This is a genomic window from Corynebacterium rouxii (genome assembly GCF_902702935.1).
Taxonomy (GTDB): Bacteria; Actinomycetota; Actinomycetes; order Mycobacteriales; family Mycobacteriaceae; genus Corynebacterium; species Corynebacterium rouxii.
The window spans coordinates 2161372-2186494 of record NZ_LR738855.1; the positions used below are offsets into that span (position 1 = coordinate 2161372).

Annotated in this window: 20 protein-coding genes and 1 pseudogene; 3 read left to right on the top strand and 18 right to left on the bottom strand. The window is 55.7% G+C overall.

The genetic code is table 11. The annotated features are described in order from the left end of the window. Positions 1–134: 134 nt before the first annotated feature. A complete protein-coding gene (gene exaC / locus CIP100161_RS10625) occupies positions 135–1655 on the bottom strand; it encodes an acetaldehyde dehydrogenase ExaC (RefSeq protein ID WP_155874254.1) in 1521 nt (506 codons plus the stop codon). 287 nt (positions 1656–1942) lie between these two features. Here exaC and CIP100161_RS10630 point away from each other — a divergent pair, with 287 nt between their 5' ends. Next, positions 1943–3547: an Ig-like domain-containing protein gene (locus tag CIP100161_RS10630; protein ID WP_155874256.1), complete on the top strand. Its 1605-nt coding sequence runs from the start codon at positions 1943–1945 to the stop codon at positions 3545–3547. Positions 3548–3621: 74 nt separating this feature from the next. On the opposite strand, the pseudogene CIP100161_RS10635 reads toward CIP100161_RS10630, so the two are convergent. The 5 genes and pseudogenes from CIP100161_RS10635 to dnaK all read right to left on the bottom strand — a co-directional run bounded on the left by CIP100161_RS10635 (position 3622) and on the right by dnaK (position 8825). Then, positions 3622–4539: pseudogene (locus CIP100161_RS10635) on the bottom strand (IS3 family transposase). Positions 4540–4638: 99 nt separating this feature from the next. Then, the gene (locus CIP100161_RS10640; protein WP_155874258.1) at positions 4639–5037 is read right to left on the bottom strand and encodes a heat shock protein transcriptional repressor HspR; all 399 of its coding nucleotides are present in this window, start codon (positions 5035–5037) and stop codon (positions 4639–4641) included. 21 nt (positions 5038–5058) lie between these two features. Continuing rightward, on the bottom strand, positions 5059–6231 hold the full coding sequence (dnaJ, locus tag CIP100161_RS10645) for a molecular chaperone DnaJ (RefSeq protein WP_072567393.1): 1173 nt from the start codon (positions 6229–6231) through the stop codon (positions 5059–5061). Positions 6232–6330: 99 nt separating this feature from the next. After that, on the bottom strand, positions 6331–6990 hold the full coding sequence (gene grpE, locus CIP100161_RS10650) for a nucleotide exchange factor GrpE (protein WP_155874260.1): 660 nt from the start codon (positions 6988–6990) through the stop codon (positions 6331–6333). Further along, complete coding sequence (dnaK, locus tag CIP100161_RS10655) at positions 6990–8825, bottom strand: molecular chaperone DnaK (protein WP_155874262.1); 1836 nt, start codon at positions 8823–8825, stop codon at positions 6990–6992. The genes grpE and dnaK overlap by 1 nt, the downstream gene beginning before the upstream one ends. A gap of 414 nt (positions 8826–9239) precedes the next feature. On the opposite strand from dnaK, the gene CIP100161_RS10660 reads away from it, so the two are divergent. Further along, positions 9240–10544 (top strand): PAS domain-containing protein, encoded by a 1305-nt coding sequence (locus CIP100161_RS10660; protein ID WP_155874264.1) that lies wholly within the window; start codon positions 9240–9242, stop codon positions 10542–10544. A 49-nt stretch (positions 10545–10593) separates the two neighbouring features. Further along, the gene (locus tag CIP100161_RS10665; RefSeq protein WP_155874266.1) at positions 10594–11916 is read left to right on the top strand and encodes an AI-2E family transporter; all 1323 of its coding nucleotides are present in this window, start codon (positions 10594–10596) and stop codon (positions 11914–11916) included. Positions 11917–12010: 94 nt separating this feature from the next. On the opposite strand, the gene CIP100161_RS10670 is transcribed toward CIP100161_RS10665, so the two are convergent. From CIP100161_RS10670 to CIP100161_RS10725, 12 genes are all read right to left on the bottom strand, one after another. Then, positions 12011–12652 (bottom strand): ABC transporter ATP-binding protein, encoded by a 642-nt coding sequence (locus tag CIP100161_RS10670; protein WP_155874268.1) that lies wholly within the window; start codon positions 12650–12652, stop codon positions 12011–12013. Further along, entirely contained in the window at positions 12639–14267 is a 1629-nt protein-coding gene (locus tag CIP100161_RS10675) for an ATP-binding cassette domain-containing protein (protein WP_155874270.1), read from the bottom strand. The genes CIP100161_RS10670 and CIP100161_RS10675 overlap by 14 nt, the downstream gene beginning before the upstream one ends. Continuing rightward, positions 14260–15210 carry an ABC transporter permease gene (locus tag CIP100161_RS10680; RefSeq protein WP_155874587.1) on the bottom strand — a complete coding sequence of 317 codons (951 nt, stop codon included), beginning with the start codon at positions 15208–15210 and terminating at the stop codon, positions 14260–14262. The genes CIP100161_RS10675 and CIP100161_RS10680 overlap by 8 nt, the downstream gene beginning before the upstream one ends. A gap of 48 nt (positions 15211–15258) precedes the next feature. Continuing rightward, complete coding sequence (locus tag CIP100161_RS10685; protein WP_155874272.1) at positions 15259–16863, bottom strand: ABC transporter substrate-binding protein; 1605 nt, start codon at positions 16861–16863, stop codon at positions 15259–15261. A gap of 198 nt (positions 16864–17061) precedes the next feature. Further along, on the bottom strand, positions 17062–18663 hold the full coding sequence (locus CIP100161_RS10690; protein WP_155874274.1) for an inorganic phosphate transporter: 1602 nt from the start codon (positions 18661–18663) through the stop codon (positions 17062–17064). Between the two features lie 53 nt (positions 18664–18716). Beyond that, complete coding sequence (locus tag CIP100161_RS10695; protein WP_166443173.1) at positions 18717–19610, bottom strand: sulfite exporter TauE/SafE family protein; 894 nt, start codon at positions 19608–19610, stop codon at positions 18717–18719. Next, positions 19589–20239, bottom strand: coding sequence for a sirohydrochlorin chelatase (locus tag CIP100161_RS10700; protein ID WP_155874276.1), 651 nt, complete (start codon positions 20237–20239; stop codon positions 19589–19591). Before CIP100161_RS10700 ends, CIP100161_RS10695 begins: the two co-directional genes overlap by 22 nt. 13 nt (positions 20240–20252) lie before the next feature. After that, on the bottom strand, positions 20253–21452 hold the full coding sequence (locus tag CIP100161_RS10705; RefSeq protein ID WP_155874278.1) for a sulfate adenylyltransferase subunit 1: 1200 nt from the start codon (positions 21450–21452) through the stop codon (positions 20253–20255). Then, a complete protein-coding gene (gene cysD, locus CIP100161_RS10710) occupies positions 21452–22348 on the bottom strand; it encodes a sulfate adenylyltransferase subunit CysD (RefSeq protein WP_155874280.1) in 897 nt (298 codons plus the stop codon). Before cysD ends, CIP100161_RS10705 begins: the two co-directional genes overlap by 1 nt. Positions 22349–22370: 22 nt before the next feature. Then, complete coding sequence (locus tag CIP100161_RS10715) at positions 22371–23132, bottom strand: phosphoadenylyl-sulfate reductase (RefSeq protein WP_155874282.1); 762 nt, start codon at positions 23130–23132, stop codon at positions 22371–22373. Further along, positions 23132–23377 carry a hypothetical protein gene (locus CIP100161_RS10720; protein WP_155874284.1) on the bottom strand — a complete coding sequence of 82 codons (246 nt, stop codon included), beginning with the start codon at positions 23375–23377 and terminating at the stop codon, positions 23132–23134. Before CIP100161_RS10720 ends, CIP100161_RS10715 begins: the two co-directional genes overlap by 1 nt. Next, positions 23374–25059, bottom strand: a complete 1686-nt coding sequence (locus CIP100161_RS10725; protein WP_155874286.1) for a nitrite/sulfite reductase — start codon at positions 25057–25059, stop codon at positions 23374–23376. The genes CIP100161_RS10720 and CIP100161_RS10725 overlap by 4 nt, the downstream gene beginning before the upstream one ends. Positions 25060–25123 lie beyond the last annotated feature (64 nt).

Below are 25123 nucleotides of genomic sequence, written 5' to 3' on the forward strand. Positions count from 1 at the left end.
ATAGGACCTATTTTCAATAGGTGGCAGAAATGACGAAACCCCGCGAAATGCGGGGGTTGAACCGTATGAAGTTATAAGTTTTTCAAGCTGCGAAGCCCGCCCAACGACGGGCTCCACTTAGCTATGGCTTACCTTTAAAATAAGCCTGTTGGATTCTCATCATACGAGACAAGAAGGTTCTTTGTCTGCTGATAGTGATCCAACATCATGAGGTGATTCTCACGCCCAATTCCGGACTCTTTATAGCCCCCGAATGCTGCGTGCGCTGGGTAATTGTGGTATTGATTCACCCACACACGGCCCGCTTGGATGGCGCGTCCAGCACGATACGCAGTGTTCTGATGACGAGTCCACACACCAGCACCCAGGCCATAGTTGGTGTCATTAGCAATGCGGATTGCCTCATCAAAATCCTTGAAGGTAGCAACCGAAAGCACCGGACCAAAGATCTCCTCGCGGAAAATGGTCATATCATTCGTGCCCTTAAACACCGTGGGCTCGATGTAGTAGCCATTTTCCAAACCATCAATCTTGTTCACGTGGCCACCGGTGAGAACCTCAGCACCCTCCTTCGGACCAATCTCAAGGTAGCCACTGATCTTGTCCATCTGCTCCATGGAAGCCTGGGCACCCATCATGGTTTCCGTATCCAGCGGGTTGCCGAGCTTGATGTTCTTCACACGTTGGACACCCAGCTCAAGGAACTCGTCCGCGATGGACTCATGCACCAACGCACGCGACGGGCAGGTACATACTTCGCCCTGATTGAGCGCGAACATGGCGAGGCCCTCAATGCACTTCTCACGGAAGGGGTCATCGTAGTCCATGATGTCCGCGAAGAAGATCGACGGCGACTTGCCACCCAGCTCCAAAGTGACGGGTATGATCTTGTCGGCGGCAGCACGGTTGATAATCTTGCCTACCTGTGTGGAGCCAGTAAAGGCAATCTTGCCAATGCGATTGGAGGAGGATAGCGCCACACCCGCTTCCTCGCCAAGGCCGTTGACAATGTTGAGCACACCGTCAGGAAGCAGATCGCCAACAATGTCGATCCAGAACAGAATCGACGCTGGGGTTTGCTCTGCAGGCTTGAGCACAATCGTGTTACCCGCAGCAAGAGCTGGGGCAATCTTCCATGCGGCCATGAGTAGTGGGAAGTTCCACGGAATGATCTGACCAACTACACCGATGGGCTCATGGAAGTGGTAGGCGACCGTGTTGTGGTCGATCTGCGAGGTTCGTGATTCTTGGGCGCGGATTGCACCGGCAAAGTAGCGGAAGTGGTCGATGGCCAGTGGAATGTCGGCGGCGAGAGTTTCACGTACCGCCTTGCCGTTGTCCCATGTTTCTGCAACGGCGATTTCTTCAAGATGTTCTTCCATGCGGTCGGCAATACGGTGCAAAATGAGTGCGCGCTCGGCCGGCGAGCTGTGGCCCCATGCTTTTGCTGCATCATGCGCTGCATCCAGGGCCTTTTCCACGTCGGCAGCGGTTCCTCGTGCCACTTGGCAGAACACTTCGCCAGTGACTGGGGTGATGTTATCGAGGTACTCGCCACCTACCGGTGGAACCCATTGGCCACCAATGTAGTTGTCGTAGCGCTTCTTGTAGTTGACTACGGAACCTGGCGTTCCCGGATATGCGTAAACAGTCATGCGGGTCACTCCTTAGAGGGATCATGTAACAAACAACATATTGAGAAGCGATTGTACGGATGTGTCCGGTGGCTGTCTGCAGGAATGCTTCGCCGCAAACCGTGCAAACTACCAAAAAATTCTATCCACGCATCACCTAAACCAAAATTGTAAATATTGTTAATTTGACCTTACCCGCCAAAAATACCCCCGTACGCCCCCTATCCCGTCAACCTAGACTAAAGATTGTTTTAGAGTTAAAAATTAGGTTTTTAACAATTCACTCTCGCTAAGGAGCCTCTTAAACTGTGAAGCCTTTACATCATGCGATTACCGTCGCAACAGCCATCGCTATCACATTGTCCGGCATACACACCGCCAGCGCTACAGAAACGAATACAGTACCTTCCGCAGATACAGAAGCACCCAAACCCGTGGAAACGGTTACATCAGACGTAGACTGTTCAGTTTCTGCAGCTTGGGGACTCTACAAATTCAATCAAAAATCAAATTTCAGTGCAGAATTCGAAATACCAAAATCTGTTAAAGCCGGCACAGGTTTTGACGCGCTCATTAAAATTAAAGACATATCCGTAAGTAATGACAATTTAAGCGGATATAAAAACGCTAAGCTGACCAAAAGCAGTATTCGAATTAACGTTGGAAAAAATGTCAAACTTGATGGAAATCAACCAGGACTTTCTCTTTCAAATGGTGTCCTGTCAATCAACGACCATCTACAAGCGTCGCTTGAAGGTAAATCATTAAGAATCTCCGCTGCTCCAATTACGGTCCACCTTCAAGCATTAACAGAAGGCACTCTGACATTCGTCCCTGAAAAGACAATTCTGACAAATACAGCGTCTGTAGATGGATACACTGCCAATACAACCTGTACAACTAACACAGACAAACCATTCGCAACTGTCAAAGTTGATCCTGCAGACGGTTTGACTATAACCGCACCTGAAAGCGCATCCATTAAACAAGATGTACAAATAACCGCAACTGTTCCAGAGAAATTAAACGAAAAAATGGATGGGAAAGTCCAATTTTTTGTTGATCATATTGCGGCCGGTGATCCTGTTCCAGTGACCGAAGACAATAAAGCTTCCACTTCTATTATTTTTGATACCAGTGGGTCAAAATCAATTACTGCACGATTCATTGACGCCGAAGGATACAATCCAGTTCCAGATGGCGAAACAATCATTCCTGTGGTAATGGAGCTCGATACAAAGAAGCCTGAAGATACCGATTCCTACACCGGTTTGATTAACGGATCCGCTACCTCACTCCTCAATCCAGTTAAAGTAATGCCTGGGGAAAAGGTTTCGGTATCTGCTTCACTCCTTCCAAATAAGGTTCCAATCCGTGTTTATGAAATCGGTATCAATGCACCAGAAGACGTCAAATACATCGATGGAACAGGAAAAACTAACTATTCATCAAAACTAGCTACTACTGGTTCAGTCTTCAACTCTCCGGGCAGTGGGTATTACGACCCAGAATGGAAGAATGAAAGTAAAAAACCAAATGAAAGTTACCGAGGCTTCCACAGCGATACTTCCTATTCTGTCGTAGATACCTCGCCCCAGACCGTGTCAGCTGAGTTTGAGATTCCAGAGACTCTTGCACCAGGTATTTATATGTTCCAAATGGGCGTGTATAAGTACAGCAATAGCCTTAAAGACTTAGTCAGCATCCCTGAAACAGCTTTCGAAATTGCCGGCCCTGATTTGCCTGCTCTCCCTGAGCGCAAAATCAAACCTCAACCAGAGGAAGCACCTGAAGCTTCCGATGGATCTTCGACCGCCAAGCTGGTTAAATCCCCATGGTTCTGGACAGGAATTATCGGCGCAGTAGCAGGCATTGCAGCTCTCGTTTATAAATTCTTCTTCGCCCCTAGGTAGTACACTCTCAAACTACACACAGAAAAACCTCACCTAGCAATTGAACTGGCCCCGAAAGTTGGACTGGTTTTATTCTATGCGGTGAAGGATTCAAAGGTCTGGTTCCGATAGCACATCGGAGTCAGACCTTTGAGTCGCTTCTGCATGCGTTCATGGTTGTACCAGTAGATATCAATCATCGATTGCCTTGTAGAACTCCTACAGGCTAGTAAATGATTCACCGTGGTACATCTCAATTTTTAAGTACCCGAAGAAGTTTTCCACCACCGCATTGTCATAGCAGTTGCCTTTCTTTGACATTGACTGCACTCCACCGATGCTTGTGCTGAGCCCACACCAGCTGGAATGCTGGTACTGGATCCCTTGACCTGTATGCACAAATAGTCCTTGCCCTGATGATTGCTGCGCAATGGCGCCACGCAGAGACTGTGACGTCAAGACTGTAGTGCGTAAGGGAGATACGCTGTACAACAGGATTGACCGGGGCAAGACCTGCCACAACCAACAGATCACCCAATCGATGAGTTGACTTAGCAGATGACAACGACCTCGGCTTTTAACCTCGTCGTTGGTTCCTCAAGTCCCGCAATTTCTCTACCTCGCGGCGCAACCGATCTTCCTCAGCTAACGGTTTCACAGATGAACAGCCTTCCAATCGCCCCCTACAGCTTCGGCCGCAATGCCTTATCACCACCGGCACGCCACGCACGAACCCAATCCTTGACCAACTGATCCGAAGACACACCAAATTCACTAGCCAGTTCCATCATGGACTAGCCGGCGTGAAACCGGTCGACGATTTCCTTTTTCACCTCGACAGAATACTGCTGCTCGGTTGGTATCCCCACAAGACATAGCCTGCCATAAAGCTTAAATCGACGCTCAAGCCTTCTTACCGGATAAGGGCCAACTCCTAACCGATGGGCCGCTGCTTTGTATCCTAAGCCCTGCTCAAGCAATTCAACGAGCTGTTCTCGCTGCAACTGGCTCAGAGAACTTCGTGCTCTCAAAAGAAATACTCCCTACTAGTCGGAAACTGATTTCTCAGTCCAACTAATGGGGAGCAGTTCAATTGCTAGGTGCGGTTTTATTTAATCCTGGTGCCGCGAACCGCGGCACGGTTCCCACATCACCACTGCCGTTGAGCGAGGCACATGAACAATCTCACCGCGAGGGCGCGCCCCACGAGTTTTGAGTTCCTCAACCTCAGCCCGTGCCACAGCAAGTTCCCTGCGCAGCTGTGCATTTTCCTTCTTCAGCTCGATGATCGACTTAATACCCGCCAAGTTCACGCCTTCTACCTGGCTTAGGTGTTGGACAGTGCGCAGGAGTTCAACGTCGTCACGCGAGTACCTGCGGCCACCACCGCGAGTACGCTGCGGTGTGACAAGGCCGAGCCGATCATAGGTGCGCAAGGTTTGAGCGTGCATTCCCGCAAGCTCCGCAGCAACGGAGATAACAAAAACGTCGCCAGAAAACTCTTGGGCCATAAAGCTCACCTCCTTCTCGCGTTATTTTCCTGCCCAGCCAGCACGCGGATCAAAACCCGCGTCCCGCTCGGCTTGAACATAGGCGCGCAGCGCGCTTGCCGACGCCGCATCCAAACTCGACGGCACCGTCACTTCCACCTTGACCAGCAGATCTCCCGCAGAACCGCCACGCTTAGGAACGCCCTTACCGCGCACCCTCAGCACACGACCATTAGGTGTACCGGAAGGAATACGAACCCGAACCGGAAGATCGAGCGTAGGCACCGAAATGGTATCGCCCAACGCCAACTCCGCATAGGACACCGGCACAGTCACTTCAAGATCATCACCTGAACGGGTAAATACTCGGTCGTTTTTCACATGCACAGTGACATAAAGATCACCCGCGGGTAGCCCGTTAGGACCAGCTTCACCTTGGCCTGCTAGACGCACCTTTTGGCCATCGACCACGCCCGCTGGAATGCGCACGGTGATCGAGCGAGTACGACGCTGCGTTCCAGTACCTGAGCAATCAGGGCACGGATCGGAGATCATCTTTCCAGTGCCACCGCACTGCGTACACGGTGCAGAGAACCCAAAGGCTCCCTTGTTTTCCGAGGTAAACCCAGTTCCATTGCACTTGGTACACGTGGTGGGCGCACCAGAGCGCGAACCGGAGCCGTGGCAGGTGTGGCAGGGGGCGTCGCCAGTCAGCTGCAAGGGAATCGTGGTGCCCTTGGCCGCCTCACGGAATTCGAGGGTTATCTCCGTTTCGACGTCGGCCCCCCGCGTCGGCCGAGCTGCGTTGCGAGCACCACCGCCGCGGTTGAAAATGCCACCGAAGATATCCCCAAAACCACCTTGCGGAGCGTGGCCTCTACCCGCTCCAGATCCAAAGATGTCTCCGAGGTCGAAGTCGAAGCCTTCTTGCGTCCGAAACCCGCCGGGGAATCCGGCGCCTCCGAACCCGCCGGAAGCGATCATGGAGCGAAACTCATCGTACTCTTTCCGCTTCGTCTCATCGCCTACAACGTCATAGGCCTCAGCAACCTTTTTAAAGCGCTCTTCGGCCGCCGCATCACCTGGGTGAGAATCGGGGTGGTTTTCTCGAGCCAGCTTGCGATACGCCTTTTTAATTTCCGCTTCGGTTGCGGACGAGGAGACTCCTAGGTCGGCATAGTAGTCTTTCTCAGCCCACTCGTTTTTCGCTGCCATAGGTCTTCTCCTCCTTTCTTGTTTTCCGTATTTAGTTGAAAATGCGGAACCCAGCTCCCCACCACCGTGGGCTGCTGGATCCCGCATTCATCTCAGTGACTATTGAGCGTCTTCTGCTGGATCGGCAATGATCACCATTGCGGTTCGCAGCAAACGATCGTTCATCTGATAGCCACGGCGCAGGACGGTTCCCAGCACCTTGTCATCTCCCGAAGAGAGATCCTGAACTGCCTCATGGCGCTCGGCATCAAACTCGTCGCCCTCGGCACCGAATGCGGACACACCCAAGCCTTCAACAACGCTCACGAACTTGTCGCGGAATGCTTTGAGAGGTCCTTCGTCGAGGTCACCGTGCTTTTGCGCAAGCTCCAGATCATCCAAGATGGGAAGCAGCTCGCCAAGAACCTTGGCCTTCGCGGCCTCGACGCCGACCTTGCGTTCGCGGTCGGTGCGGCGTCGATAGTTAGCGTATTCGGCGCTCAAACGCTGCAGATCCTCGGTGCGCTCGGCGAGCTCTGTCTCAAGAGTCGAAGTCTCGCCGACGGTAGCACCTGGGTCCTCGGTGGAGGCGTCGACACCGTCGAAGGCATCTTCGAGATCCGCGAGGGTATCAGCATCAAGACCAGCCGACTCCACCAAGGCTTCCTCCTCGGCGGGGACTTCGGTGGCATCAAGGTGCTCGAAGTTGTTCTCCTCGTCATCCCATTCCGGTTGGCCTGGGCGGCGGTCGTCGCCGTTAGTGTTGTCGGTAGTGCTCATTACTTGTTTCCGTCCTTGTCATCGTCCTCAACGACCTCAGCGTCGACGACGTTAGGATCAACGTTGGTGGCATCAGCAGCGCCAGCGTTAGCGGCTTCAGCCTCGTAGATAGCTTTGCCCATCTCCTGAGACTCGGTGGAAAGCTTCTCGACGGCCGTCTTAATAGCCTCGATGTCTTCACCCTTAAGAGCCTCGTCAACAGCGTCGGCAGCCTCGGTGACCTTGGTCTTGATCTCCTCGGAAACCTTCTCGCCGTTCTCGTCTAGGAACTTACGGGTCTGGTAAGCCATGGACTCAGCGGAGTTACGGGTCTCCTGCTCCTCGCGGCGCTTCTTATCCTCTTCAGCGTGAGCCTCAGCGTCCTTGACCATGCGATCGATCTCTTCCTGAGACAAACCGGAACCATCCTGAATCTTGATGGTGTTTTCCTTGCCGGTGCCCTTGTCCTTCGCGGTTACGTGCACAATGCCGTTTGCGTCGATGTCGAAGGTGACCTCGATCTGAGGAACACCACGAGGTGCTGGAGCAATGCCACCCAACTCGAAGGATCCGAGTAGCTTGTTGTGTGCAGCGATCTCGCGCTCGCCCTGGAAGACCTGGATCTGAACGGAAGGCTGGTTGTCGTCCGCAGTGGTGAAGGTCTCCGAACGCTTGGTTGGAATGGTGGTGTTGCGCTCGATGAGCTTGGTCATCACGCCACCCTTGGTTTCAATACCAAGTGACAGCGGGGTGACGTCGAGAAGCAGCACGTCCTTGACTTCGCCGCGCAGCACGCCAGCCTGCAAAGCAGCACCAACAGCAACAACCTCGTCAGGGTTGACGCCCTTGTTAGGCTCGCGGCCACCGGTTAGTTCCTTGACCAGCTCAGAAACGGCAGGCATACGGGTGGAACCACCAACGAGAACCACGTGGTCGATCTCAGAGACGGTCACACCGGCGTCCTTGATCACCTGGTTGAATGGGGTCTTGGTGCGGTCGAGCAGATCCTGAGTAATGCGCTGGAACTCGGTGCGAGAAAGCGTCTCGTCCAAGAACAGTGGGTTCTTATCAGCGTCGACAGTGATGTACGGCAGGTTCACGTTAGCGGACTGGGAAGAAGACAGCTCAATCTTTGCCTTCTCAGCAGCCTCGCGCAGACGCTGCATAGCCATCTTGTCCTTGGACAGGTCAACACCCTGAGCGGTCTTGAACTTCTCAACCAGCCAGTTAACGATGCGTTGATCCCAGTCGTCGCCACCGAGCTCGTTATCGCCGGCGGTTGCACGAACCTCAACAACACCGTCGCCAATCTCAAGCAAGGAAACGTCGAAAGTACCGCCGCCCAAGTCGAAGACCAAGATGGTCTGCTCTTTCTCGCCCTTTTCTAGGCCATAAGCCAAAGCGGCAGCGGTTGGCTCGTTCACGATACGCAAAACATTCAAACCAGCAATCTGGCCGGCTTCCTTGGTGGCCTGGCGCTGAGCGTCAGAGAAGTAAGCAGGAACAGTAATAACTGCGTCGGTAACGTCCTCGCCTAGGTAAGCCTCAGCGTCGCGCTTGAGCTTCATCAAGGTACGAGCGGAAATCTCCTGAGAGGTGTACTTCTTGTCGTCGATAGCAATGGTCCAGTCAGTACCTACGTGGCGCTTGACGGAGCGAATGGTGCGATCAACGTTGGTAACAGCCTGGTTCTTAGCAGACTGACCGACGAGAACTTCGCCGTTCTTAGCAAAAGCAACAACCGATGGGGTGGTGCGGGAACCCTCAGAGTTAGCGATAACCTGTGGCTCTCCACCTTCGAGGACGGAAACCACCGAGTTAGTGGTACCGAGGTCGATTCCTACTGCGCGTCCCATGTCATTTCCTCCTGATTTGTTGTTTATTAGTAAAGCGAAAAGTTCAAAGTTGACTGCCCTGCACTCAACTTCCGAAGCTTCTGAATTGAAGGCTACCAGAAACCTTGAGCCGATGTCACTCAACCTGACACTAGTAGTAACTCACAGACCTCCAAAGTTGTTCCCACCAGACTCAACTTTTTTCAAAATTTTTTAAAACCGCAGGCCAGCGCGTGGCCAACACAGTATTGCTTGGACGCGACAGACAAAGATTCAGCCATCACCGCTTCGCTTCCGCAACAGCTCTCACAATCACCTCCCCCGCTCAGCTACCCCACAAAGCTGAGAATGCTGTGAGAACAACTATTGTATTCACTTGACATCGTGATACATACGGGGGTCACCCCCCACAGGATCGATCATGAAAGCGGGAGCATGGAACGCATAGCGCCAAACGGCCAGTTTAAAGATGTAGGAGTGGACCAATTATTCTTCTCCACCACTGATGCCCAAGGGCGTATCCAAGAAACGAACAATACGTTCGTTGAGCTTTCCCGCTACACCGAAGAAGAGCTCCGCAACGCAGCGCACAATATTATTCGCCACCCTTTTATGCCCAGTGGTGTTTTTAGGATCATGTGGGACAAGCTCCAGCGAGGTGAAACCTTTGCCGGCTATGTGCGCAACCTTGCCCAAAGCGGAGAAACCTACGACGTGTTTGCCACGGTCACCCCTATCCCTGGTACTCACGGCTTCCTCTCGGTTCGCCAGCGACCCTGCCATGACGACCATCGCGCACTTGCTATGACCATTTACGCAGAGGTCGGCGACTACGAAGCACAGCTGCGCAAAGATGGTATGCCTGCCCGCGAAGCAGCCGAAGCTGGAGCACGTTTAATTGGCAATAAGCTGCGAGAATCCGGTTTTGACAATTTCGACGCTTATGCGCACGCAATGTTGCCATGGGAGGTTTTCTGCCGCGAAAACATGAGCATGGGGCTACCTCAGCGCGAGTTCGGTGGTGAGTTGGGCACGGAGTTGGCTCAGGCACATGATGTTCATGACCATCTCGACGAATGGATCGGGCGTCTCGACGAACTACTCACCATTGCTCAGCAGCTGGGCGAAGCCCGCGAAGAACTCGTCGATTCCCTAGGGCAGACGTCGTCGTTAGGCGATACCGTCGACACTCGCAGCGCTAGCGAAACTTTGCACATAGTCCAGTTCCAGCTCAACGTATGGAAGGGCATGCAAAAGATCGTCGATAGTTATGTCGTCGAACTCGCCGAACTCATCACCACCCTCGCAAACGACACCCTGCGCGAACGCTTCCAAATCTCCGTCTCACGCCTGCACACCGCCATGCTGGCCACATTCCTCGCCGAGCTTATCGACGATACCTCCGCCGCCGCGAACACCGAACACAAAGTGGCCCTGCTCAAAGCCACCATGCGCGATTCCTTGGAGGCCATCGACCGTGGCTCCTTCCACCGCGCTCAACTCGTTCGAAGCACCATGAGCTGCATACGAACCGTCACATCGCTCATGGAAAGTCCCCGCAGCCTGCTCACCGAGGCGATCCACGAAGCCCAAAGCCTCAACAACGACGAGCTCAGCGCCGCGATCGCAACCGAACTCGAACGCTCTGAACGTGCCGCCAACAACATGCACCGGCTCGTTGCCACCCTCGAGAGCACCGCCACAGCCCCCGATATTGCCGCTATGCTCGCAGAACTCTAAAACGCTTCAGTGCCTTCCTCTGTGCTGAGCTGTGGCACTATAGGTAGCTATGATATCCCGCGACAGTAATAAGAAAGATCTCCCCTCAGCATTGACTAAAGCGGTAGAGAGCGCCGACGAGACCCCCTCGGCGCATGTAACAGAGGCTACGGCATACGGCCACCGCGACCGCGCCGTCATTATTGGCATGGATGCGCGTTGGGCCGCGGGCTGGGCGCTTCGTTTTATCATCGTCGCCATCGCCAGCATCATGGCGTGGCGCGGTCTTGGCACCGTTTGGCATGGTGTCCTACCAGTTATTTTGGCAATTTTGCTCTCCACAGTGTTGTGGCCGCCAGTGCGCTGGCTGCGTTCTAAAAAGGTGCCGCCAGCCCTAGCCGTGGTGATTGTCATTTTGGGCTTCTTCGGCATCATCGGAGGCATTTTCGCCGCCATGGCACCGAGTGTGGGAGCGCAGTCAAAAGACCTTGTCGACCGCGCATCTGATGGCATTAGCCGACTACTCGACTGGGCGGAAAACAGCCCCTTCGATATTGATACCTCGCAGATCGACGGCTACTTGAGCAACATTACGAACACGCTCAAGGAACAGTCCAGCAACATCGCTAACGGTGTGTTCACTGGTCTTTCTACGGCCTCGACCATCCTGGTCACCATGATCCTGATGCTGATCCTGTCCTTCTTCTTCCTGAAAGACGGCACCCGCTTCCTCCCCATGGTGCGCCGCCTCACCGGCCCGAACGTAGGCTGGCACCTCACCGAGGTTCTTACTCGTATTTGGAACACGTTGGCTGGATTCATCCGCACCCAAGCAATCGTTTCGCTTGTCGACGCAGTCCTCATCGGCATAGGTCTACTCATCCTCAAAGTGCCACTGGCCCTCGTTTTGGCAGTCCTTACCTTCTTCGGTGGCTTCATCCCCATCGTCGGTGCTTTCACCGCTGGCGCTCTCGCAGTAGTCATCGCTTTGGTCAGCAACGGCATGTCCAATGCACTCATGGTGCTGGTCCTCATCATCGCAGTCCAGCAAATCGAGGGCCACATTTTGCAGCCGGTGCTGCAGTCGAAGGCCATGAACTTGCATGCAGCTGTGGTCTTGTTGTCTGTCACCGTCGGTTCCACGCTCTTCGGCGTGATCGGCGCGTTCTTGGCAGTGCCAGTGGCCGCTACGCTGGCGGTTCTGGTCCGTTACCACTCTGAGCTAGTAGCGCTTCGCGCTGGCGAGATCACCATTGATGACATGGTCTTAGCTACCGGCGAGGACTCTGGCCCTGACCAGCCATGGGGTTCGGTCAAGGAGCAGCTCAGCAAGTTGAGCTTGCGCAAACCCAACGTGATTGTTCGTAAGCAGGAAGATCCTACAGACGACTAACCCCCACGGGGTAACCCTCTGTTACCCCAGCAACCACGAATTCCACACCAAATCCGCCGAAACACACGGTTTCTTAGCGATGTGGTGTGGATTTTTATTTTTCTCCCCCTATTTGCGCTACTTCATCAGTGCATGCTCGCAGCAATCGGTGGTCGTGAGAAATAAACAGTACTCCGGCACCGTCGTGGGCAATTCTGCGCAACAAATCCACAACAGCTGCGGTAGCCAGCGGATCCAGCATTGATGTGGGCTCGTCGCAAATGAGAAATGCTGGGTCGATAACGAGTGCGCGTGCAATGCAGGCGCGCTGTAGCTGGCCATCACTGACATGACTAGGCAAGCGATCCAACAGGCTAGGGCTTAACAGGGCACGTGCGGCGCACTCTTCTACCCGGCGCGTGATCTGTTCTGTTGAAAGTTCGCCGGCGATGGCGAGGGGTTCACCGATGATGGTGCGTAGCGTCCAGTTGGGGTTGCAGGCGTCGCGTGGTTGTTGGCTGATGCTGACGATATCGGTGCGACGGTGTGCCCGAGTGTGTGGGACTGGGGCATCGTCGATGGTGACGGTTCCGGAGGTTGGTGCTAGCCGTCCACTGAGAAGGCCAGCGAGTGTGGTTTTGCCGGATCCTGACGGGCCGATGAGTCCTAAAAAGTGGTGGCGTGGTAGTTCCAGCGTAATGTTGTCGAGTACGGTTGTGTCGCCGTAGCACATGGTCACGTTGTTAGCGCGTAGCATTTTCTGCCTCCTTTTCTAGGTGCAGTCCGCCACTGGGAAGTGCTGCAAGTAGTGCGATGCAGAAGGGGTGTTCTGGTTGGATCAGGATGTTATCGTGGTTGCCGGTTGCGATGATTTCGCCGTCGTTCATGACTGCGATGGTGTCGCAGAGGCACAGTTCGCGGAGGTCTTCGATGTCGTGGCTGATGATGAGAACGCCCACGCCGAGGTCGTCGGCAAGCGAGCGTAACAGCGTAAGGATGTCGCGGGTTAGTTCGGGGTCGAGCGCGCTGGTGGGTTCATCGGCGATGATAAAGCGGGGGTTGCCGGCGAGAGCCGCTGCGATCGCTGCGCGTTGTGCCATGCCACCGGAGAGTTGGTGCGGGAACATGTCGGCAACCTCAGCGTTGAGGTGGACGCGTTTAAGCAGGTCAGAAACAGTAGCAGTGCTGTGGTGCTGGTCGATGACTTCTTGAATTTGGGTACCGATGCGGCGCACAGGGGTGAAGGATTGGGCGGCTGATTGCGGCACAAATCCTACGATGTTTCCGCGCAGCGCCCCGAGCGTGGCAGCGTCCCAGTCATGGCACTGGCCGTTGAGCTTGACGCGCCCGCTTATCGACGCCCCTTCAGGTGCGATTCCCACAATGGATCGCCCAAGAGTGGTTTTGCCGGATCCGGAGGCGCCAATGAGTCCGGTTACTTGACCTTGCGCGAGGGTTAGCGATGCTTCGTGAACTAGGTGTTCGGAGTCGACGGAGATGTTCACCCCCGTGAGCGCAATTGTGTCGCCGACCGTGGGTGCGACTCGGGCGGGCTCCGGTGAGGATTTGGCGCGCGCGAGGCGTTTTCGGGCAAGGGATACCCCTGACAAAGTGGTGGCGAGTAGCACTGTGGCAGGAAATAGGAGTGCCCACCATGCTCCCCGGATGATGTCTTCGCGGGCGAGGTCCATGAGTGTGCCGAGTGATGGTTCATCGGCTTGGATGCCCAGGCCTAAAAACGACAACGCAGATTCATGCCATACCGCGTGTGGCATGAGCATAACCATGGCCACCACTGCTTGGCCCAAAGCCGCAGGTGCAAGGTGTTTACGCAACACCCACCCGGAGGAGGCTCCGGCAGCATAGGAGGCTTCTACGTAGTCGGATGTGCGCACGGCTAGTACCGATGAGCGCACAATACGAGCAACGGGCGACCAGTGCGTTAGTGCGATGGATGCGACAATGGCCAGCAGCGAGCCTCGAAACAGTGCAACGATGACTACGGACAAGATGAGGTGCGGGATGGAGTTCACCGCATCGTTGATACGCATGATGATGCGGTCAATACGCCCTCCTGTGGTGGCGGCTATCAAGCCGACCATAACACCTAGTGCGGTGGCGAACAGGGCTGAGAACGCGCCCACCATGAGAGAAACTCTTAAGCTTTCAGCGCTGCGTACGAATAGGTCGAATCCGAAGTGATCGGTGCCAAAAATATGCTTGGCACTTGGTGGTTGTAATGCATTGCTAAAGCTAGGGGTGCCGGCATCCATTACTAGGGGCACAATCAGTGCATACAGCAGCACGAGCAAGAAGACTGTGAGGCTTACTGTGTGTTGTTTGGCCCACGACATGTACTGAGCGTTAGACATCGCTTACCCTCGGATCGATCAACATATAGGACAGGTCGCTTGCAAGAGATCCCAGCATGACAACAACTGTGGTGGCAACGGTAATAAAAGCTAAGAGTGGAAAATCTACTGCAATAGCGGATTCCACGGTTGCTTGAGCAAGCCCCGGCCACGAAAAGACCGTTTCGACGATCACCGCACCGACCACGAGTTCGCCTAGGCGGGCACCCAATAGCGTTACCAACGGCATCATAGACATGGGAAGAACATGCTTTAGCAGCACAGTTCTTTCTTTAATGCCGCGCAGGCGCGCATTTGCTACCGCTGGTGAACGGGTGGCTTCTACGGTGGCTTGTTGCATTGTGAGCAGCGGCCACGATAGCTGCGATATGGCTAGCACTATGGCGGGCGCTATGAGGTAGGGGCCGACGGTTCCCAGCCGAGGTGCGTATCCGACGGGGCTTGCACCACCGACGGGGATGGCGTGGAGAAAAACCGCAAACAGCAAGACTGTGCCGAGTGCGTACACGTAGGAGGGGGTTGCTGCGATGAACACGCCTAGGGCATTCACCGCCTTATCGACGACGCCCCCAGGGCGCCGTGCCGACCATACTCCCAGGATCGTCGCGATCACTAGCATGAGGAGTAACCCAGTAGCTGATAGCAGGATCGTCCATGGGAGTCGTTCGACGATCACAGCAGAAACTGGCTTGTTGTACACCCGCGACCAGCCAAGATCACCAGTCAGCACGTCTGTCCACCAGCGCAACCATTGCTGGTACCACGGAACATCGACTCCGAGGGCTGCAGCAATTTTTGCGCGTTCAGCCTCGGTGTAGTCGCCATAACTCGAACCAAGATAGTGCGCTAGGGGATCAAACGGCGACAGTGCCGCCAGGCCGAACATGATAAACGTAACCACCACGGTGGTTACCGCGATGGTGAGCATTCGCCAGCCCACCATCGCGGTAACTCCGTGGAGATTATCCCTGCGGTGTAATAACGCAGCCACTTACTTTGTCCACTCCGAGATCCGCCACCATGGACCCCAGGTCACACCGTGGATGTGAGGCTCAAGAAGAAGTTCTGGTTTCTTCCACTCGTTCTTCTTGCCCACGTACACGTGATCGATGTTGACGAGATTCAGCGCTGAAGGGTTGTTCACATATTCTGCTTGAATCTTGCGCCACAGGTTGTTGCGCTTTTCCGCGTCAACTTCGCTGCGTGCTTGGTCGAGCAACGCATTTAGCTTTTCGGATCCGTAGTCACCAGGGTTCGCCCACTTTCCAGTGGAGGGTGTACGAGTATGCAGATATTCATAGGCCATAATGGTCAGGTCGTAAGGTGCTGATCCTCCACCTAAGACGACGGAAACATCACCAAGTTTGGTTTCAATTTCATCCCATGTGCTGGCAGTGGTGGGGAAATCGAGTCCCAGCTTTTTCATCTGAGAAGAAAACTCGATGGCGATGTCGCGTCGCACGGTGTCGCTTCCGGCGTAGTAGAGCTCGACACGGAATGGCTTTCCGTCTTTCTCACGCACACCGTTGGCATTTTTCACCCAGCCGGCTTCGTCGAGAAGCTTCTCCGCTGCAGCGATGTCCTGCTTGTAATCCAGCGATGGATCATGCGCGTCGCCGTAGATAGATGAAATCAGCGTTGACACGGTTGTTCCATGTCCGCTGAGCGGTCCGTCGACAAACGCTTGGCGATCCACAGCGAGGTTCAGTGCTTTGCGGACTCGAGGATCGGCGATTTCTGGAATCTTAGGAAAGGAGATGCCACGCCAGTCAGCAGTATGCGTGGTATTAATTTCCAGGTCCTTCTTGCCTTCCACGGCTTTGAGCTGGCTAGGTGGGATCGCAGCACCGTCTATTTCACCTGCGGCAACGCGCTGGGCGCGAGCGGTGTCGTCTGCAGCGGTCGTGATAACGAGCTCTTTGACCTCTGGGGCACCTTCGAAGTAGTTCTCGTTGGCTTTGAAGACCACTTCATCGCCACGGTTTTCTACTAGCTCGTAGGCACCCGTTCCTACAGGATGCGTATTCAGTTTCGACTCTGTAATCGACCCTTTTGTTAAAAGTTCTGAGGGGGCGATCGCATAGGTCATACGAGATAGAATCTCGGCCAGCGGCACAGTCATTTTGAAGACCACGGTGTGTGGATCTTTTATCTCCACGTCTTTGATCACGTCGTAGCGACCAACTACTTCTGAGCCTGATTCCAAATCTCGAGCTATTGCATAGGACGCTTTTACATCCTCAGCATCGAAATCAGAACCATCGGTAAATTTCACACCTTCACGCAGCTTAACGGTCCATTCTGTGGCATCAGCGTTCGAGGTTGGCATCTCCGCTGCCAATGCGGGAACAAAGTTTGGCACCTTATCTGGGCCGTTTGGTACTGGACGCAATAGGCCGTCATAAACGGGGCTCACACCGGTTTGGCCATAGCCGGTAGCTGGGTGGAATCCATCACCAGCTTTTCGATCTGCTAAAACGAGTCGCGTGGGATGTCCGGAATCTCCGGAAGCTTCAGATTGCCCTGGATCACCGCAAGCAGTTACAAGGGAACCGGTGATAAGGCACGCGAGTGTTAGAGGTATCAGTTTTCGCATCACTTGTCCGATCAATCAGTTTGAAAAACCTTATTGAGCCGAACCTAACACCACTGCACAGCGTTTTCAATAAGTCTCCACAATTAAGCCATCCCCCCACCCCCGAAGTCCCCCGTCAACAACAAAATTCACACCACATCAGTGAAAGCACGGGTTTCTCAGTGATGTGGTGTGAATTATCCGCAACAAGCACAGCAATTACCCCCATACGGCGTTGAGCACGAGGACTGCGGCGCCGGATACTGCGGCTGCGGCCGGCAGAGTGATGATCCATGCCATGCCGATGGGCTTCATGAGTCGCCAGTTGGCGGACTTGTTGACCACACCGATACCGAGGATCGCACCGATCAGAATGTGGGTGGAAGACACTGGCAGACCAATCACGGATGCGCCCATGACCACTGCAGCAGCGGAAAGCTCAGCGGCGAAGCCGGAGGCGGGGTGCATCTTGGTCAATCCGGTGCCCACGGTGTGGATCACGTAGCGGCCGATGAACCATAGGCCGGCGATCAATGAAACACCACAGGTGACCATCAGTGCAGTTGGCACTGCGGCTTTGCCATTGATGGAGTCGGTGCGGAGCACGTCGAGGACTGCGGAAAACGGGCCGATGGCGTTGGCGATGTCGTTCGAGCCGTGAGAGAACGCAAAGGCGGAAGCGGTAAAGACCTGCATCCAAGAGAACAACACGAAGGTAGCCCTAGTGAGTTCCTGTTGGCGTAGGAGTCGCGAGAAGATCGAAATGGCCATCCAGACTACAGCGGAAAGCATTACGAGGATGACAACATTGCCCAAGTTGCTGATGTTTAGGTTGAGGTTCTTAAGACCTTTGAACAGCATCATGGCACCGATAAGGGCGGCACCTGCAGCAGCCAGCAGCGGCACCCAGTTTTCCAGTGCGCGGTGGGTGTTCAGGCTATCGCGTCGGGTGTTGATGCGGTAGAGGTTGCGATAGTAGTCAGACTCCAATTGTTCTGGGTCGAAGTCTGGTTCTTGGATGAGGGCTGCGTCGCGAGTCATGGCGTTGGTATAGGCCAACTGTTGGATCTCATTGAGGCGCTCGAAGGAGGCTTTGAAAGATTGGTGCAGCTCAATGCGGTCGGCTTTGATCTGGCGAAGTGCTTCGTCTGCCTCTTCGTTGTAGACCAAGATGTGCTTTTTAATAAAGCCGAAGAGCAACCACGCGCATAGGCCACCGAGCAGTGGCGAAAGCACCCACGACATGGCGATGCGGCCGATTTCTGCCCATTGCACCATTTCCCAGCCGCCGATTCCTTGGGTAAAGCCCAAGAGCAGCGATGCACCGACGATACCGCCAACGATGGAGTGCGTGGTGGATACTGGCCAGCCCATCTTGGTGGCCACGAGGAGCCATACTGCAGCCCCGAGGAGAGAGGCCATCATGATGAAGGCGAAGTGCTGGGGGTCGAGGTCGATGGCTCCGAGGTCGACGATTCCGGATTTCACGGTGTCGGTGACTTCGCCACCTGCGAGCACAGCGCCGGATACTTCGAAGATTGCGGCGATCACCAGCGCTTGTTTCATGGTGAGGGTGCCAGCGCCCACGGAGGTGCCAAAGGAGTTGGCCACATCGTTGCCGCCGATGTTGAAGGCCATGAATACGCCGAAGGCGATCGTGGTGATCAGCATGGCTTTGTTGGCCTCGGGGCCAACGTATCCCATGGACCATGTGATGAAGAAGATCAGCGCCACTGCGAGCATTCCGCCAAAGGTGAGGTGCCACCATTTGTCGGAGCGCTGATCGAAGGGAGCGCCACTAAGCATCGCGCTGTCCGTCATAGTGCTCAACTTTCTGTTGATTCAAGCAAAAACCTGTTGGTCATATTCTCTCATCAAGGTGAACAGAAAGTTACACGGAGATCGCCTGCGCCCGTTTTGTGACTACAGACACATTCCGTTGTGCTACTCGCGCCCGCAGCCAACCCCGCAGGGTTAATCCCACACCGACCACAATCGCGAGCAATGCCCCCCCACCACGGCCCCGGCAAGTTGACTGCCACGATGGTGGTTCCTACGAGCCCGCCGAGGGCGATGGGGTTGAGCCGAGAGATCAGCCATGCAGCGACTGGGCTGGTAATAACTCCGCCGATGAGCAGGGCTATAACGGCGAAGATGTGTTCATGCAGCTGTGGCCACAGTCCGATGACGAAGCCGGTAGAGGCCGCCATGGCCACCAAGAATTCGGCGGTGTTCACGGTGCCTACTACACGCCGTGGGGATTGCCTGCCCATGGAGAGCAAGGTGGAGGTGGTTACTGGCCCCCAACCGCCGCCCCCTGTGGAGTCGACAAGCCCGCCGACGGCGCCGAGTCCGATGAGAAACCATGGCGAGTAGGCGCGGATGCGGATTTCGCGGGCGATGCGTCCTCGGGAGAATCGCCAGACGAGGTTGGCGCCGACGAGGCACAAGATGGTCGCGGTAACGGGGGCTGCCGATTCGAGGGAAAGTCGTGAAAGGAGCGTGGCTCCGGTAAATGCGGCGATGGCACCCGGCGCGCCAAGTAGTGCGACTACTTTCCAGTCCACGTTTCCGAATTTCCAGTGGCTGAGTCCGGAGGCCAGGGTGGTGCCGACTTCGGCGACGTGGACGACGCCGGATGCTTGGGCGGGGCCTAGCCCTGCGCAGAGCATGATGGTGGTGGAGGTGATGCCGAATCCCATGCCGAGGCCGCCGTCGACAAGTTGGGCGATGGCTCCGGCGAGCGCTATGAGCAGTAGTGCGGGCATGTTGCCTCCTGTGCGCGTTGGGCGACGATGGGTGCGAGGGCGATTCCAAGTGGTGGTGCTACGCGACCGCGGCAGGCGTTGTGCGCTTTGTCGAGGAGGAGTCCGTGGGTGACAAAGAGTGGTAAGACGTGTTCGCTAGGGTGGATGGGATCATTGCCGGTGGCGTAGACAACTCGGACCTTGCGGCGAGATAGTTCGCTGAGTTGGTAGGCAAGCGTATCGACGCCCGCGTTGGCCGCAGAGTCGGATGATCCCACGGGGTATAAGGCGATGGGCGCGACCGCTGCAACGTGGCGGCTGATGTGGTTGTCGAGTAGTTTTGCGATGTCGCGACCGGTGCCCAGGGGGTTGGCTAGGGTGAGTTTCAGGGAGGTGATCGCACTGATGACGCGGGGGACGTCGATACGCGCGTGGTAGGCGGAGGTAAATAGCAGCGGTACCACGATGGCGTCGGCGTGCCGTGCGGCTAGTCGCGCGCACACGGTGCGTAGGTCGTCGGGGTGGAAGTCGAGGAACGCCGCTGCAGTTTCGGTGCCGGTGAGAAACGCCACCTTTCGCGCCAGCTCACGGATCACGTGTTCGGCGCCCGGGTGCCTCGACCCATGAGATAACACGATGATGGCAGTCATAGTTATCTCCTGACTACTCCACGAGTCCAGCCGCAAGAGTATCGCCGTGAGCTGGGTCGATAATGAGGAAAGATCCCACTGCGCCGCGGAAGTTGTAAGGCTCTACTGGCAGGGGCTGCGCTAGTTCCACGCGGACGCGTTCGATCTGGTTCAGGGTTACATCGTGGTCAATGCGGCCGCGTACCACGGCAGTGCCGTAGCGAATGTTCACAACACTGTTGGCTCGTACTGCCGCCTCGCTGAGCCCCACCACCGTCGCTTCGAATGTGCGCTTGGATTCGGGGTGGTTGTGGTTAGTAATCAGGTCGCCGCGGACGAGGTCGATGTCGCGGTCGAGCACAAGGGTCACCGAGCTACCCGCCGGTGCGCTCTCAACTGGGCCATCGGGGGTATCGATCTGGGTGACGTGGGCGGCTATTCCAGAGGGTGTGTGCACGATCTCGCCTACTGTGAGGTTTCCCGTGGCGATGCGGCCAGCGTAGCCGCGGTAATCGCTAGCGTGATCACGGATCACATATTGGATGGGAAACCGCAGGTTGGCGTCCTGTACCTTATTGTCGGACACGTCGATGGTTTCGAGGAGCTCGATGACCGTGGGTCCCTCGTACCACGGTGTGTTTTCAGAAGGCACAGCAACGTTATCGCCTAGCAGCGCAGAGATCGGCACCACGTGGACATCGGAAATTCCAGCTGCCACGGCGGTATCCGTTACCTCAGCTTCAATGCCTCGGTATATGTCCTCGGAGTAGTCCACGAGGTCTACCTTGTTCACAGCAACGATCACTGTTGTAATTCCCAGCAGCCCTGCCACGGTGAGGTGCCGACGTGTTTGCTCGACCACCCCGTGGCGGACGTCGATAAGCACGACGACTACCTGGGACGTGGATACGCCGGTGACGGTGTTGCGGGTGTATTGCACATGCCCTGGGGTGTCCGCCAAGATGAATGCACGACGATCAGTAGCGAAGTAGCGATAGGCCACATCAATGGTGATGCCCTGTTCACGTTCGGCGCGTAGGCCGTCGACAAGCAAGGAGAGATCAAGGCCAACAAAACCACGATCCGCCGACGTTTTAGCTACCGACGCCAACTGGTCCGCCAGCACGGACTTGGTGTCATGGAGCAGCCTGCCCACAAACGTGGATTTTCCATCGTCGACGGACCCCGCGGTGCACAAGCGGAGGGTTTCGCGAGCAGCGAGTGCAGTAGTCATCAGAAATAGCCTTCCTTCTTGCGATCTTCCATTGCCGATTCCGTTAATTTGTCATCCGCACGAGTAGCCCCGCGCTCGGTCACGGTGGATACCGCGATCTCTGCGATCACCTCATCCACCGTGGTGGCATGCGAATCCACCGCACCCGTGCAGGACATATCCCCCACCGTCCGATAGCGCACCCACCTGCGCTCTAGCTCCTCGGATCCCTGCGGACCACCCCACGGCCCTGGCGTCAACCACATACCGTCGCGCTGGAATACCTCACGCTCATGAGCAAAGTAGATCGGTGGCAGCTCGATCTCGCGCGCGCCGATGTACTCCCAGATGTCCGCCTCGGTCCAGTTAGAGATCGGAAATACCCGAATGTTCTCGCCAGGGCCGTGGCCGGCGTTGTAGAGATTCCACAGCTCAGGGCGTTGTCGACGCGGATCCCAGCCGCCGAAGGAGTCGCGCACTGAGAACACGCGCTCTTTCGCGCGGGCGCGCTCTTCGTCGCGGCGGGCCCCACCGAGAACAGCGTCGTAGCCTTGCTCGGCGATGGTTTCTACCAAGGGCACGGTTTGTAGGGGGTTGCGGGTGCCGTCGGCACGCTCGCTGAGCCTGCCAGAATCAATCCAGTCCTGCACGTGTGCTACCCGCAGGCGTGCGCCGGTGCGCTTGACTAGATCGTCACGGAAGTGAATAACCTCGGGGAAATTGTGGCCAGTATCGATGTGCAGCAGTTCAAAAGGGATGTGTGCAGGTGCGAAGGCACGTCTGGCCAGTTCAAAGACCACGACGGAGTCTTTGCCACCGGAGAACAACAATGCCACGTTGTCACACTGACCGGCGGCTTCGCGCAGAATATATATCGACTCGTTTTCTAGGTCGCGTAGGTGTGGAGAAAGAGTCATGAGAGTCCTTGAGTTGTTGTGGTTAGGTGTGCAATCCGCATTCAGTTTTGGTTTGTCCGGCCCAGCGTCCTGAGCGCGGTCCTGACCCGCGTTCGACGGGAAGTGTGCAGGTGGCGCAGCCTATCGACGGATACCCCTGGCGGGTCAGCGGATGCACAATAAGATCATTGCGCGCAATAAAATCTTCGGTATCTTCTAGAGTCCACGTGACCAGCGGGGAAATCTTGAGCCTGCCAGCCTGATCTAGGCTTATGCTCGGCGCAGCGACCCTCGTGGGCCCGTCGGCACGGCGCAGCCCCGTCACCCAAGCGTCGTAATCCCCCAAGGCGACAGCAAGGGGTTCGACTTTGCGCATTCGGCAACATGCCATCGCATCCCTGCGATACAGCTGCGGGCCATAAATGCGATCTTGTTCCTCCTTGGACAACACCGCCCGCGCGGTGACTAACCGGTTGGGGTAGCGCTTTTCTACTTGACGCGCCACCTCAAGGGTTTCGGCAAAGTGATATTCGGTATCAAGGAATACAAAGTCCGCGTTGGGGACATGCTGTGCCGCAAGTTCTGCCAACACAGTGTTTTCCATGCTCAAGGTGACCGCGAGCCTGCCGGCATAGCGGGCCGCCCACTGCAGGATGGTGGCCGCGTCGGCATCGTAGAGCTTGTCGGCCCAGGAATCGACAAGCTGCTTGTTACGTTCTTTGCGTTCCTCGTCGAGTTCACTGGCTTCAAACGCAGGGCTGATTTCGGGGTTACGGTAATTCAGAGCAAGGAGGTCGGTTTTCATCACGCAGGCTGCCTATTCTTGTGGCGGTTTAGGGATCGGCGCAGCGCTTCAGAGGTAGACACCGCTGCCGCTGGACGATGTTCGGGATCATCTTGACCATGGAACATCACGGAAAACACACGCCGGCAATCGGCGCAGGCCCACGCGAATTCCGTTTCGATGTCTGGGAACAAGACCGTGCTAGCGCAGTACGGGCAGTGCTGCGGATGGTTGCGGTTCGGGTTAGGTTTTCTTCTCAAGCTCATTGCAGATCCTCCTCGTCGGCGCGCAGCACCCACTGACCGAAGAGTTCACCGTGGTTACGCTGCTGCTTGTATTTGCTAACAACGCGCACCACGTAGTCACCTAGTTCCGCGGAGGTCACTTTGTGGCCGCGGAGTTTGCGACCCCACCGCGCGTCGAGACCCAGCGCCCCGCCGAGGTGCACTTGGAATCCTTCGACGCGGTTGCCGTCATCATCCACCACGGTTTGGCCTTTCAAACCAATGTCGGCCACTTGGGTTCTGGCGCAGGAGTTCGGGCAACCATTCAGACTGATGGTCAAGGGCACGTCGAGATCCCCAAGGCGGTTTTCCAGATCATCGACTAATTCAATTGCACGCGATTTAGTTGTCACATGGGCCAGCTTGCAAAACTCCAGCCCCGTGCACGACACAATCCCCCGCCGAAACTCACTCGGGGCGGAATACAGCCCTACCTCGTCTAATGCTTGAGAAAGCGCCGCAAGATCGTGGCGTTCCACGTCCAAAAAGAGCAGCTCTTTCGCAGGAGTGGTACGGATCCTGGTCACCCCAAAGCGCTCAGCGGCATCCGCAATGGCAATCAGTTGCTCGCCGGTAGCATGCCCAACGGTGGGTTTTACACCTAGGTAAAACCGCCCATCCTTTTGCGGATGAATACCGATATGGTCCCGAGATCCTTGGGTAATTGGAGTGTGGGGGCCGTCGATAAGCGGCTTGTCAAGATACTCCGATTCCAGTACATCACGGAATTTCTTCACACCCCATTGCGCCACCAAAAACTTCAACCGCGCCCTATTGCGCAGGCGCCGGAAACCATAATCACGAAACAGCTTGGCGACGCCCACCCACACCTCCGGGACGCGCTCGAGGGGAACCCATGCGCCCAGCGACTGGGCCAACATCGGATTCGTGGACAACCCACCGCCCACGAACACCTCAAAGCCAGGACCATACTCCGGATGAACTGAGCCAATAAACGCCACATCTTGGATCTCGTGGGTAACGTCTTGACGCGCATGTCCGCTAATCGCCGACTTAAACTTGCGCGGCAAATTGTGCAGCTCCTCATCCATGAGGTGCTCGTTAACGAGCTTGTCGATCGCAGGAGTGCCATCAATAATCTCCTCCGCCGCGATACCCGCAACCGGCGAACCAAGAATCACACGTGGCACATCCCCACAGCCCATCAAGGTGCTTAACCCATGAGCCTCCAGCTTCTCCCAGATAGTCGGCACATCCTCGATGCGGATCCAGTGCAACTGAATATTTTGACGATCCGTAAAGTCCGCGGTACTACGGGCATAATCTCGCGAGATCTCCCCCACCACGCGCAGCTGTTGCGGAGTGACGCGCCCACCATCAAAGCGCACCCGCATCATGAAGTACTGGTCTTGTAGCTCAGAGTTATCTAATTGGCCGGTTAGCTCGCCGCCAAGATCTTGACGACGCTGCGTATATAACCCCAACCACTTAAACCGCGGGGCTAAATCCTCAGCCGGGATCGAGGAGAATCCCTCGCGCGAGTAAATATCAATAACTCGCTGTTTCGCCGACAGTCCCGAATCTTCTTGCTTTATCTTCTCATCAGCATTGAGGGGATCACGGCCGTCTACCTTCCACTGCCCCTCGGGTTTTGGCGTACGAACTCGCCGCCTTGTCTGGTTTCCTACCGTAGCCGTAGTCATGCTGTGAACCGTTCTGTCTGCTTATTGAATGTTTCACAACAACCTACGCATACCAATCGGTCTA

Coding starts and splice junctions, on each gene's coding strand:
- CIP100161_RS10675 (WP_155874270.1), bottom strand. CDS start 14,267: ATGTCTAACGCTCAGTACATGTCGTGGGCCAAACAACACACAGTAAGC.
- CIP100161_RS10695 (WP_166443173.1), bottom strand. CDS start 19,610: ATGCCCGCACTACTGCTCATAGCGCTCGCCGGAGCCATCGCCCAACTT.
- cysD (WP_155874280.1), bottom strand. CDS start 22,348: ATGACTCTTTCTCCACACCTACGCGACCTAGAAAACGAGTCGATATAT.
- grpE (WP_155874260.1), bottom strand. CDS start 6,990: ATGAGCACTACCGACAACACTAACGGCGACGACCGCCGCCCAGGCCAA.
- dnaK (WP_155874262.1), bottom strand. CDS start 8,825: ATGGGACGCGCAGTAGGAATCGACCTCGGTACCACTAACTCGGTGGTT.
- dnaJ (WP_072567393.1), bottom strand. CDS start 6,231: ATGGCAGCGAAAAACGAGTGGGCTGAGAAAGACTACTATGCCGACCTA.
- CIP100161_RS10640 (WP_155874258.1), bottom strand. CDS start 5,037: ATGGCCCAAGAGTTTTCTGGCGACGTTTTTGTTATCTCCGTTGCTGCG.
- CIP100161_RS10720 (WP_155874284.1), bottom strand. CDS start 23,377: ATGAGCTTGAGAAGAAAACCTAACCCGAACCGCAACCATCCGCAGCAC.
- exaC (WP_155874254.1), bottom strand. CDS start 1,655: ATGACTGTTTACGCATATCCGGGAACGCCAGGTTCCGTAGTCAACTAC.
- CIP100161_RS10665 (WP_155874266.1), top strand. CDS start 10,594: ATGATATCCCGCGACAGTAATAAGAAAGATCTCCCCTCAGCATTGACT.
- CIP100161_RS10660 (WP_155874264.1), top strand. CDS start 9,240: ATGGAACGCATAGCGCCAAACGGCCAGTTTAAAGATGTAGGAGTGGAC.
- CIP100161_RS10715 (WP_155874282.1), bottom strand. CDS start 23,132: ATGAAAACCGACCTCCTTGCTCTGAATTACCGTAACCCCGAAATCAGC.
- CIP100161_RS10700 (WP_155874276.1), bottom strand. CDS start 20,239: ATGACTGCCATCATCGTGTTATCTCATGGGTCGAGGCACCCGGGCGCC.
- CIP100161_RS10705 (WP_155874278.1), bottom strand. CDS start 21,452: ATGACTACTGCACTCGCTGCTCGCGAAACCCTCCGCTTGTGCACCGCG.
- CIP100161_RS10680 (WP_155874587.1), bottom strand. CDS start 15,210: ATGGTGGGCTGGCGAATGCTCACCATCGCGGTAACCACCGTGGTGGTT.
- CIP100161_RS10725 (WP_155874286.1), bottom strand. CDS start 25,059: ATGACTACGGCTACGGTAGGAAACCAGACAAGGCGGCGAGTTCGTACG.
- CIP100161_RS10690 (WP_155874274.1), bottom strand. CDS start 18,663: ATGACGGACAGCGCGATGCTTAGTGGCGCTCCCTTCGATCAGCGCTCC.
- CIP100161_RS10670 (WP_155874268.1), bottom strand. CDS start 12,652: ATGCTACGCGCTAACAACGTGACCATGTGCTACGGCGACACAACCGTA.
- CIP100161_RS10685 (WP_155874272.1), bottom strand. CDS start 16,863: ATGCGAAAACTGATACCTCTAACACTCGCGTGCCTTATCACCGGTTCC.